Below are 10,655 nucleotides of genomic sequence, written 5' to 3'. Positions count from 1 at the left end.
CCGTGATCGACACGGCCGGAGCGGCGCTGTCGAAGGCGGCGGAGGAGGGCGGGCTGGCCGCCGAGATCGCCCGTTCCCTCGCGGACCTGGTGATGCTCGACGCGCCGACCGTCTGCCTGCTCCTCGGCGAGGGAGCGGGCGGGGCCGCCCTGGCCCTGCTGCCCGCCGACCGGGTGCTCTGCGCCCAGCACGGCTGGCTGTCCCCGCTCCCGCCCGAGGGCGCGTCGGCGATCCTGTACCGGACCATCGACTTCGCCCCCGAGATCGCCAAGACGCAGGGGGTACGGGCGACGGACCTCAAACGGGACGGCATCGTCGACCGGATCATCCCCGAGCTACCGGACGCCGCCTACGAGCCCGAGGCCTTCTGCGAGCGGGTCGCCAGGACCCTCGAATACGAGATCATCGGCCTGATGCGACGCCCTCCCGAGGACCGCCTGGCCACCCGCCTCACCCGCTACCGCCACCTCGGCGGCCCGGTCTGACCCGCAGGACCCGAGAAGGCCGGGTCGCCCGGGGCGGGGGACGCCCACAGATCGGACACCGGCTTGGCCTCGTCGCGCCAGACCTCCCCGCCGTCGCGGTCGTACCCGGTGATCACATAACCCTCGGCGTAGATGTCGCCCTCATGCGCGTACGGCGCCGAGAACAGGACCGCGTCCCCACCCCATGGGTCAGGCATCGCGTCCGCTTCGATGGACGTGCCGTCCTTGAAGGTCAGTACGACCCTGCCGGTGCCGGCCCTGGCATAGCCCAGCCAGCGGTCGTGGGTGAACCGCGACATCACCGGCCTCCTGTTCCCCTTGAGCGCGTCCGCGAGGGTCTCGCCGGGTTCGATCTGGGGTGTGGACGCGACGACGAAGAGCGCGACGACCTTCCCGTCCTGCCGCCAGACCAGACTCTGGTCCCTGTGCAGCCGTGCGGTCACCCCTCCGCCCAGCTTCGCGGCCGGTCCGACGGGCTCCGCGGTCGAGCCCGGGACGGGCATGGGATCGGTCTTCACCCGTTGGAGGACCTTCTCGCCGGCGCCGGAGAGCTCGTACGCCGTCAGCTTGGCCTGGGCAGGGTAGGAAACAGTCCAGATCGCCAGCGGGGCGCCCTTCGGCCTGTAGATCGTGCCGGGGAACCGGGAGCCGTCGTCGGCGACCGCCTCGACCTTGGTCACCGCGTCGCGGGCCGCGCCATAGGTGATGAGCTTGCCGGGGCGTGGCAGCATCCCGTCCGTGCCCCCGACGTACCAGCCGACCTCACCGGTGTGGGCGGGGTTTCGCGAGTCGTACGCGCAGCTCCCGATGGTGCCGCCCGACGACAGTTGAGTGGCCGAGCACAGGTCGGCGAACCCCGCGGCGCCCTTCGCCTTCGCGCGGGCGAACCACAGGAGCATCGACTTGCCGTCCGCCGGATTGACCAGGGTGAGCGTCTCACCGATCGGCGGGTTCTCCGCGACGCCTGCCGCGTAGGCGTCCTTGTACGTCGGCGTGGGCTCGCCGGAGACCGCCGTCGTGGCGCCGGTGACCGCGTCCGGCCCGCCGTGCGTGACGACCAGGGGTATCCCGGCCAGCACCGCGCCCGTCGCCAGTGGGACGGCTGCCAGCAGCGTCCACCTCAGGCGGCGCGACCTTGCGGCGCGCCGTCGCACTTCCAGCCACGCGTGCGGGCTGACCTCGTAGGTCGAGGCGCGGGCGCGCAGGGCGTCGCGGAGGTCGTCCTCGATCATCGCCGTCCTCCTTGAGGGCTCGTCAGTCATCGCTGTCCTCCTTGAGGGCACGGCCGAGGGCCGCGATGGCGCGGCTGGTGTGGCTCTTCACCGAGCCGGGGGAGACGCCCATGGCGTCGGCGATCTCGCGCTCGGACAGATCAAGCCAGTAGCGCAGCACCAGGGCCTCGCGCTGCCGCCGTGGCAGCCGGTCGACCGCTGCGAGCAGGTCGCGGTGCCGTTCGGCCAGCAGGAAGGTCTGCTCGCCGCTCCTCTCAGGAGGGGGCGGATCCGGTCTGCGCAGCCGTACGATCCTCAGGTGCCGGATCCGGTTGCGGGTCAGGTTGCAGACGGTCGAGCGGAGGTAGGGCACGGCCGCCGCGTCATCGCGTAGTCGCGCCTGTCTCAGGTGCAGGCGCGCGAAGGACTCCTGCGCGATGTCCTCCGGGTCGTCCGCGCCGAGCAGCCCCGCCAGCCGCACCATCGCCGAGTAGTGCGCGGCGAAGATCTCGGCGAAGGTGGGGCGCTCGCGGGAAAGGACTTGAGCTTCGGTCACACTCCAGAGACACTCGCGCCCTTCGTCGGTTGACAGGGGATCGGGATCCGCTCGACGCGGATGGAGTGGACCTCGTCGTGCGGCACGACCACCTCGTACGCCCCGTGGTCGACCATCCAGTAGCCGAGGGCCTCGGCCTTCAGGCCACTGTGGCCGGTGTAGGCGATGTGCAGCCCGTCGTCGTCCTCGTCGAGCACCACGCAGGGCTCCCCGCCGAACGCGCCGACCGTGCGCAGCAGGACGAGCCACTCAAGCTCGCCCCGCCGGACCTGCCGCCGCCAGTAGCCCCCGACCTGGGCGAACCCCTCCCTGGAGTCCTCGCTGAACAGGATCACGTCGTCGGGGCCCGGCCCGAGGGCTGCGGCGTAGGTCTGCTCGTGCTGGTGGGCGATGAAGCCGAGGCCCACGGGTTCGATGTCGCTCATGCCGCGCGCCGCCAGGTCAGCCCGTCGTACTCGGCGAACCGCCGCTCGCCGCGCGTGGTCACGTGCTGGATCTCCGCTCCCGCCGGGATGGGCATCGGGGTGGTGTGGAACTGGGGGACGACGTGCTGGCGGGAGGTGGTGAACCCGTTGCCCGCGAAGGGCGGCGAATCGTTCCAATCTCCGCCCATATGAGGGCCGTAGGGGACGACGTAGTTGTCGGTGTCGCGCACCTGCCACCGGAGGATGTACAGCTCGGGGACCGAGGGCGTGAGCTCGGAGCCCTCGAAGGAGAGGTCGAGAGCCGAGACGATCTGCTCCGGGCTCGTCAGCCGTGAGCAGTCCTGGACGCGGTAGACATAGCCGGAGATGATCGTACGCTGGCCCGCGAGATAGGGCACCAGCAGGCGAGGCGGAATGACCTTTTGCATCTGAGTACTTCGTGCCGGCTCGCTCACATCCCGCATTTTACGATCTGGCGACCTCGGTGTTCGGCACGGCGCGATAAATATCTGGGCGCCGGTGGGAAAGGCTCGGGAGCGTGGAGCGCACGCGCTCGGTCTCGGCGGGATCGATCTCGACGACCTGGACCGCGCCCGAGGTGCCCAGATCGGCACGGACCACTCCTATCGGGTCGACGAGCATGCTCCTGCCGATTCCGAAGTCCCTGAACTCGGGGTGCGGCGCCTGCCCGACGGAGACCGTCCACATGGTGTTCTCGATGGCCCGCGCCCTGACCAGCGTGGCCCAGTGCTCTTCCTTCATCGGGCCCGTGCCCCACGCGGCGATCACGACGAACGCGTCGGCGCCCTGGTCGACCAGGGCGCGGGCCAGCTCGGGGAACCGGATGTCGTAGCAGGTGATCAGGCCGAGACGCAGGCCCTCCAGCTCCACGACCACCGGCGTGTCGCCCGGTGCGACCAGGTCGGACTCGCGGGCGCCGAAGGAGTCGAACAAATGGATCTTGCGGTAGGCGGCCCGCATCCGGCCGCGCCGGTCGAGGGCGACGGCGGTGTTGTGGACCCGGCCGCCGGCGGGCTCGAAGGTGCCGAGGATCACCGCGACCTCGTGCGCCCGCGCCGCGTCGGCCACGGCCGTGACGAACGGGCCGTCGAGCGGCTCGGCGTGCTCGGCGACGCCCTTGCCGAACCGGGTCAGCGTCGCCTCGGGGAACACGGCCAGGGTGGCGCCTCGCGAGGCCGCCCTTCCGAGCGCGTCGCGCACGCATTCGAGGTTGGTCTTCGGGTCCTCGGACACCGGGATCTGGCACAGGGCGATGCGGGTCACCGCACAAGCCTAAGGCCGGAGGCCGCGCATGCCGAGAGCCACGGCCGAGGAACACGGCAGGGACACGGCCGACGACCACGGCCAAGGGACACGGCCGAGGGGCGCGGCCGACAGCCACGGCCGACAGCCACGGCCGAGGGGCACGGCCGCGGGTCAGGTGGGGGGCCCGCCGGCCGGGCGCCGGTTCGGCACGATCTCCCACCAGGTGAGGCAGCGCCACCCCCACTCCAGCGGGCCGTACCTGAAGCGGGCCGTCCACCAGTGGGCGAAGGCCGCCTGCGCGGCGATCGTGACCGCCGCGACGGCCACGACGCCGGCCCTGCTGCCGTCCTGGACAAGGAGGGGCAGCGCCGCGAGGATCGCCAGGGTGCCGGACAGGTAAGCGGTGAGCGCGATCCGCCCGAGCGGTTCGAGGAACGCCAGGAACCCGGGCCGCTGGCGCACCAGGAGCAGTACGCCCGTGCAGTAGGCCGTCGCGGCGGCGAGGCCGGCGAGCGGGTAGACGCTCACCGTGTAGGGGAAGTCGAACGTCTCCGGACGACCCCACAGGTACACCCACGCCCCGGTGAGCATCACGCCGAGCAGGGCACTTGCGATGAACGCCGGTCTCAGGGCGCGGCGCCCCGGGCCGTACTCGATCATCGCCATACCGAGCAGGAAGAGGCCCGGGATCAGCCACACCCCTCCGGCGTGCGCGAGCGCCGCCCACAGCGTGGCGCCGATCCCCGCGAGGAGTACGAGGTGGCGGTGCAGGTAGGACGCGGGAATGAGCACGATCGCCCCGGTGACGGCGTAGGGCAGGAGCACCTCGCCGGGGCTGACCATCCGGTGGAGCAGCCCGAGGCAGGCGAGCACGGCGAGCCTGCGGAGCAGGACCAGCCGAGGGCGGGGCGTCCTGCGCGCCGCGGACCGGAGGAACAGGACGAAGCTCACGCCGAAGAGGAAGGAGAAGATGGGGAAGAAGCGGCTCTGCAGGAGGTTCTCGACGATCCAGTCGGTGGGCGTGACCGACCGCCGCTCCACGGCGCCGACCGTGTGCTGCCAGGTGTTGACCAGCGTGATCCCGCAGACGGCGAAGCCGCGCAGCGCGTCCAGTTCCCGGATGCGCGTCACCGGGGCCGGCCAAGGCGATACGTCCCACAATTGGGGGCAAAACAGGCGATCACCCGAAGAGGCTAGCGCGCGGCGGCCCGATAGGCTGACCGGCGTGAACGAACCTCTGGTGGCCCGCATGCGTGAGTTCGGCACGACGGTGTTCGCCGAGATGACGGCCCTTGCCGTACGGACCGGGTCGATCAACCTGGGGCAGGGCTTCCCCGACACGGACGGGCCCTCGGCGATGCTTGAGCGGGCCGTGAGGGCGATACGCGAGGGTTTCAACCAGTACCCTCCGGGGCCCGGCCTGCCCGAGCTGCGGCAGGCGGTCGCCGAGCACCGCAAGGAGCACTACGGGCTCGTCTACGACCCCGACGGCGAGATCCTGGTGACCCTCGGCGCGACCGAGGCGCTGGCCGCCTCCGTCCTCGCGCTGTGCGAGGCCGGCGACGAGGTGATCGTCTTCGAGCCCTACTACGACTCCTACGCCGCCGCGATCTCTCTCGCGGGAGCGGTACGCAGGCCCGTGACGCTGCGGCCGGTCGAGGGCAGGTTCGCCTTCGACCCCGACGAGTTGCGCGCCGCTGTGGGGCCGCGCACCCGGGCGATCCTGGTCAACTCACCCCACAATCCCACCGGCACCGTCTTCACCCTCGGCGAGCTGTCGGCCATCGCCGCCGTGTGCCAGGAGCACGACCTGGTCGCGATCAGCGACGAGGTGTACGAGCACCTGACCTTCGACGGCGTGGAGCACATCCCGCTCGCCACGCTTCCCGGCATGCGCGAGCGCACCGTGATGATCTCCTCGGCGGGCAAGACCTTCTCCGTCACCGGCTGGAAGACCGGGTGGATCTGTGCGCCGGCCGAGCTGGTGCGGGCCGTACAGACGGTCAAGCAGTTCCTGACGTTCACCGCGGGCGGTCCCTGGCAGCTCGCCGTCGCCCACGCGCTCCGGGAGGAGCTGGGCTGGGTCGCCGGGCTCCGCGACGCGCTCGCCACCAAGCGCGACCGGCTCATGGCGGGGCTCTCCGCGGCGGGCTTCGGGGTGTACCGTCCCGCCGGTACCTACTTCGTACAGACCGACATCCGGCCGCTCGGCTTCGCCGACGGCGCCGACCTGGCGAGGCGGCTGCCGGAGCTGGCCGGCGTCGTCGCCATCCCCACCCAGGTCTTCTACGACCGGCCCGAGCTGGGCAGGCATTTCGTCCGGTTCGCCTTCTGCAAGAAGGACGAGATCATCGACGAGGCGGTCGCCCGGCTGAGCCGGCTGGACGGGAAATCATCTGACAGCGTTCTGTAAATAGTCATACACTCGCCGTGTCCAAATCATCCTGATGCCGGATGCGTACCGTGGAGGTATGGCCATGACGCTTCGCCTGAGCGACGAGCAGACAGATGCCCTGCGCCGGCGCGCCGAGAAGGAGGGGCGCAGCGTGCAGCAGGTCGTGCAGGCCGCAGTGGACGAGTACATCGCGCGCCACGACGCCGACGAGGAGGTGCGGCGACTGGGGGTCGCCGCGGTCAGGCGCTGGCGCTCCGTCCTCGACCGGCTCGGCGAGTGACACGCCCCCCGGCCGGCCCGGCACCTAGGCCCGGCGTGGTCCGCCCCGCCAAGGTTCCTTCCCCGATCCACCTGGCCAAGGGTCCCTGCGTGATCCGCCCCGCCAAGGATCCCTCCCCGATCCACCTGGCCAAGGATTCCTGCCTGATCCATCCGGTCACGGGTCGCCGGCTGATAGACCCGGCCGCGGAGGGCGGCGCATGACGCGCTACCTGACCGTGGAGCAGGTGATCGACCTCGCCGAGCTCACGGCCGGGGGGCCTCCGCAGTTCCGTGACGCCGGGCTTCTCGACTCGGCCGTCCACCGGCCGCAGGCGTCCATGTTCGGCCACGAGGCCTACCCCCACCTGCTGATCAAGGCCGCCTCGCTGCTCCACTCCCTTGCCGTCCACCCTCCGTTCGCCGAGGGCGACACGCGGCTGGCCTGGGTGTGCACGGTGGTCTTCCTCGAGTACAACGGCGTCGAGCTCGACACCGACGACGACTCGGTCTACGACCTGGTCTCCGCCGTGGCCTCGGGCGAGTTCGCCGAGGTGGACGAGATCGCCCAGGTCCTCTGGGGCTTCGTGGCCCCCGTCTAGCAGCCGGCTCACCGGGTCACCCGCCTGGAGGGTCCGCCCGACGGCCGCCGACGGTCACCGGTAGTCGTACACCGGCACGCCCGACATCCGCACGACCACCGATCCGATCTCGTCGGCGGCCGGTGCCAGCCATCCGTCCGGCAGGGCGAAGAACCCGGAGCGGACATCTCCCCAGCGCGGCGGGTCGTCGTTCGCAGCGGACACCCTGCGGGGGTTCGCCGGCACGAAAGCCAGGACCGTGTCGCCCGCACGGCCGTTCCGGTACACGGCCGACAAGGGGAGGAGCCTGATCTCCGTGATGTCCTCCCAGGCCATCCGGATGTCCCTCACTCCCGGCAGCACGATGCCGTCGGGGCTCACGATCAGGGCCGTGCGGTTTCCGATGAGCCAGTACAGCCAGCGCACGACCCCGGGGGCTCCCCGGAACAGCATGATCACGATGATGATCACGTATCCGACGGCGTCCGGTCTGTCGCCCGGGATGAACAGGAACGCCAGGCCGGACAGCAGCCACAGGGCGATGCCCAGCGGGACGGTATCCGCCCGCAGGAGCCGCCTGGCGGTGACGCGGACGATCAGGGTCGCGCCCGAGCCCTCGACGGCCGTGCCGGACGCGGAAGCGAGCGGTACGAACGCGGTGGGCTCACGGTTCGCGGTGAGGATCTGGAGCAGCCGTACGCGCCTCGCCCGCAGGAGCTCGGTGGTGGCGAGCAGGGGGAGGAGGCTCGCGAGGAGGATGGCGATGAGCTTGTCCGCCCACGACATGTCCTCGGCGTTCCACAGGAGCGCGAGCGGCACGACGACCAGGACTCCCGCGACGGCCGCGTAGATCCACGCCGTCGGCCTGGACAGCGAGGCGCCGGCGTAGCGAGCCGAGGTGGCGGCGACCCCGGGCCGATGGTGGCGGCGCCCGCGGGCGGCCTGGTCTTTCACGGACTTCCTCGTCACGGCGTCGAGTCGCCGCCACTCGGTGAGCGCGTCGGACGAGGTCATGGGAACCGCCATGAGATCGGGCACGAGCCGTGCGGTCTGCGGGAGCGTGGGACGGGCGGTCCGCTGGATGGCCGACCTTGATCATTATGACACTGTGGACCCCTACCTGAACAGGTGTTCACCGATACGCCGGTCCCGGGTAACCGAATAGTGGCGGCGGGGCTTCTATGTGGTCATGGCCGGATTTCGCTTGGCGAGTTTCTCTGAAGGATTCGTGGTTTGTGGGCAATTATGGACAATGAGGTGGCGTGTCAGTGTGGATAGCTTCGGGCTGTGGGTGAACGCGTACTGATCGCTCTCGGCGGCAACGCGATGACCGCGCCCGACGGCAGCGCCTCGCCGGTCGATCAGCGGTGTGCCGTCGAAGGGGCGATGGCGCATGTCGCCGCGCTGATCTCCCAGGGCCACCAGGTGATCCTGACGCACGGCAACGGCCCCCAGGTGGGCAACCTGCTCCTGAAGAACCAGCTCGCGGCCGACGTGGTGCCCCCGGTGCCGCTCGACTGGTGCGGCGCGCAGACCCAGGCGACGATCGGCGTGCTGATCCTCAACGCGCTCGGCGACCGTACGGCCGTGGTGGTGACCCGGACGCTCGTGGACGCCGGCGATCCGGCGTTCACGAACCCGGTCAAGCCCATCGGCAGGTACTTCACCGAGGCCGAGGCGCGCAGGTTCGAGGAGCTGGGGCAGACCTGGCTCGAATTCCCCGGCAGGGGCTTCCGGCGGGTCGTGGCCTCGCCGCGCCCCGTGGAGATCCTCGACGCGCCCGCCGCCCTCACCCTGATGGACGCGGGTTACACGGTGGTCGTCGCCGGAGGCGGGGGAGTGCCCGTCGTCCGCCGCGCCGACGGGTCGCTCGGCGGTGTCGAGGCCGTGGTCGACAAGGACACCGCGGCCGCCGTGCTCGCACCCGCCGTACGGGCGACCGTGCTCGTCCTCGCGACCGACGTTCCGGGGGCCGTCGCCGGGTTCGGCACGCCCGGCGCCCGCCCGATCGGCCGGGTGAGCCTCGGGGAGATGCGCGCGCTTCAGGCGGCCGGGCACTTCGCGAGTGGCAGCATGGGCCCCAAGGTGGAGGCGGCGCTGCGGTTCGCGGAAAGCGGAGGCCGGGCGGTGATCACCTCACTGGAGCACATCGGCGGGGCGCTGACCGGCGACGTCGGCACCATCGTCGAGCCGTGACCGACGACGGCGTGAGCCGTGCTGATTCGATGCGTGATGGACCAGATGACTGCGATTACTGGAATGACTGAGAGGTAGGAGATATGCCGGATCCGATCGAGGTGCGCAAGGTCGCCATCGAGAGCGTCACCGACGCCTCCGGGCTCGCGAAACTCATCGACGACGGGGTGATCGAGGCCGACCGGGTGCTCGCCGTGATCGGCAAGACCGAGGGCAACGGCGGCGTCAACGACTACACCCGGATCCTCGCCGACCGCGCCTTCCGCGAGGTGCTCGTCGCCAAGGGCACCCGTACGCCCGAGGAGGCCGCGCAGGTGCCGCTGGTGTGGTCGGGCGGTACCGACGGCGTGCTGAGCCCGCACGCCACGATCTTCGCCTCCGTGGACCCCTCGGGCGTCGAGCCTTCGGACGAGCCGCGCGTCTCGGTCGGGGTCGCGATGAGCGACGTCATCCTGCCCGAGGACATCGGCCGCCCCGCCATGGTGGAGAAGGTCGCCGCCGGCGTGCGCGAGGCCATGAAGATCGCGGGGATCGAGGATCCGGCCGACGTCCACTACGTGCAGACCAAGACGCCGCTGCTGACCCTGGCCACGATCACCGACGCGAAGTCGCGCGGCCAGGAGGTGGTGATCGAGGACACCGGCCCGTCCATGGACATCTCCAACTCCACGACCGCCCTTGGCATCGCGGTGGCGCTCGGCGAGATCGAGATGCCCTCGGCCGACCAGATCCACAAGGATCTGTCCCTCTACTCCAGCGTCGCCTCGTGCTCCTCCGGCGTCGAGCTCGACCGCGCGCAGATCGTCGTGGTCGGCAACGTGCGGGGCATCGGCGGTCGCTACCGCATCGGGCACAGCGTGATGAAGGACGCGCTGGACGCCGACGGCATCTGGGAGGCGATCCGCGGGAGCGGCATCGAGCTGCCCGACCGCCCGCACCCGAGCGACCTCGGCGACAAGCTCGTCAACGTGTTCATGAAGTGCGAGGCCGACCCCAGCGGACGGGTGCGCGGGCGCAGGAACATCATGCTCGACGACTCCGACGTGCACTGGCACCGGCAGATCAAGGCCACGGTCGGCGGCGTGGCCGCCAGCGTCACCGGCGACCCGGCCGTGTTCGTCTCGGTCGCGGCCGTCCACCAGGGCCCCTCGGGCGGCGGCCCCGTGGCCGCCATCGCCGACCTCGGCTGAAGCCCGGGTCCCGTGGGTACGGGGGCGCTCGCCCGTCAGGCCGTACGGGCCGCCGCCAGGAAGGCCGGGGGCACGATCACGGCCGTCGTCGT

13 protein-coding genes are annotated in these 10,655 nt (G+C 71.0%); 6 read left to right on the top strand and 7 right to left on the bottom strand.

Annotated elements, in window-relative coordinates; translation table 11 throughout:
* Positions 1-485, top strand: a 485-nt coding sequence (locus AB0B89_RS31330) for a carboxyl transferase domain-containing protein (RefSeq protein WP_358560004.1), incomplete at its 5' end; no start/stop codon positions are given.
* On the opposite strand, the gene AB0B89_RS31325 is transcribed toward AB0B89_RS31330, so the two are convergent.
* The 6 genes from AB0B89_RS31325 to AB0B89_RS31300 all read right to left on the bottom strand — a co-directional run bounded on the left by AB0B89_RS31325 (position 458) and on the right by AB0B89_RS31300 (position 5,074).
* Complete coding sequence (locus tag AB0B89_RS31325; RefSeq protein ID WP_358560002.1) at positions 458-1,747, bottom strand: hypothetical protein; 1,290 nt, start codon at positions 1,745-1,747, stop codon at positions 458-460. The two genes, AB0B89_RS31330 and AB0B89_RS31325, sit on opposite strands and share 28 nt — an antisense overlap.
* Positions 1,740-2,252, bottom strand: a complete 513-nt coding sequence (locus tag AB0B89_RS31320) for a sigma-70 family RNA polymerase sigma factor (RefSeq protein ID WP_358560000.1) — start codon at positions 2,250-2,252, stop codon at positions 1,740-1,742. The genes AB0B89_RS31325 and AB0B89_RS31320 overlap by 8 nt, the downstream gene beginning before the upstream one ends.
* Positions 2,249-2,677: a hypothetical protein gene (locus AB0B89_RS31315; protein ID WP_358559998.1), complete on the bottom strand. Its 429-nt coding sequence runs from the start codon at positions 2,675-2,677 to the stop codon at positions 2,249-2,251. The genes AB0B89_RS31320 and AB0B89_RS31315 overlap by 4 nt, the downstream gene beginning before the upstream one ends.
* Entirely contained in the window at positions 2,674-3,105 is a 432-nt protein-coding gene (locus AB0B89_RS31310; RefSeq protein ID WP_358559996.1) for a hypothetical protein, read from the bottom strand. The genes AB0B89_RS31315 and AB0B89_RS31310 overlap by 4 nt, the downstream gene beginning before the upstream one ends.
* 37 nt (positions 3,106-3,142) lie before the next feature.
* On the bottom strand, positions 3,143-3,961 hold the full coding sequence (locus AB0B89_RS31305; protein ID WP_358559995.1) for a carbon-nitrogen hydrolase family protein: 819 nt from the start codon (positions 3,959-3,961) through the stop codon (positions 3,143-3,145).
* A gap of 153 nt (positions 3,962-4,114) precedes the next feature.
* Complete coding sequence (locus AB0B89_RS31300) at positions 4,115-5,074, bottom strand: DUF418 domain-containing protein (RefSeq protein WP_358559993.1); 960 nt, start codon at positions 5,072-5,074, stop codon at positions 4,115-4,117.
* Between the two features lie 94 nt (positions 5,075-5,168).
* On the opposite strand from AB0B89_RS31300, the gene AB0B89_RS31295 reads away from it, so the two are divergent.
* The 3 genes from AB0B89_RS31295 (at position 5,169) to AB0B89_RS31285 (ending at position 7,198) form a co-directional block, all read left to right on the top strand.
* Complete coding sequence (locus AB0B89_RS31295) at positions 5,169-6,356, top strand: pyridoxal phosphate-dependent aminotransferase (protein ID WP_358559991.1); 1,188 nt, start codon at positions 5,169-5,171, stop codon at positions 6,354-6,356.
* A gap of 58 nt (positions 6,357-6,414) precedes the next feature.
* On the top strand, positions 6,415-6,618 hold the full coding sequence (locus AB0B89_RS31290; protein WP_358559990.1) for a ribbon-helix-helix protein, CopG family: 204 nt from the start codon (positions 6,415-6,417) through the stop codon (positions 6,616-6,618).
* A 199-nt stretch (positions 6,619-6,817) separates the two neighbouring features.
* The gene (locus tag AB0B89_RS31285; protein WP_358559988.1) at positions 6,818-7,198 is read left to right on the top strand and encodes a Fic family protein; all 381 of its coding nucleotides are present in this window, start codon (positions 6,818-6,820) and stop codon (positions 7,196-7,198) included.
* A gap of 54 nt (positions 7,199-7,252) precedes the next feature.
* Here the strand turns inward: AB0B89_RS31285 and AB0B89_RS31280 are convergent, their stop codons facing one another.
* Entirely contained in the window at positions 7,253-8,191 is a 939-nt protein-coding gene (locus AB0B89_RS31280) for a hypothetical protein (RefSeq protein WP_358559986.1), read from the bottom strand.
* Between the two features lie 273 nt (positions 8,192-8,464).
* On the opposite strand from AB0B89_RS31280, the gene arcC reads away from it, so the two are divergent.
* Positions 8,465-9,373 carry a carbamate kinase gene (gene arcC, locus AB0B89_RS31275; protein ID WP_358559984.1) on the top strand — a complete coding sequence of 303 codons (909 nt, stop codon included), beginning with the start codon at positions 8,465-8,467 and terminating at the stop codon, positions 9,371-9,373.
* Between the two features lie 83 nt (positions 9,374-9,456).
* Positions 9,457-10,563 (top strand): ring-opening amidohydrolase, encoded by a 1,107-nt coding sequence (locus AB0B89_RS31270; RefSeq protein WP_358559982.1) that lies wholly within the window; start codon positions 9,457-9,459, stop codon positions 10,561-10,563.
* Positions 10,564-10,655: the final 92 nt, after the last annotated feature.

Origin of the sequence: Sphaerisporangium sp. NPDC049002 (genome assembly GCF_040649355.1) — a bacterium.
GTDB lineage: Bacteria > Actinomycetota > Actinomycetes > Streptosporangiales > Streptosporangiaceae > Sphaerisporangium.
The sequence above is the reverse complement of the archived record's forward strand: the minus strand, read 5'-3'. Positions and strand labels throughout refer to the sequence as shown.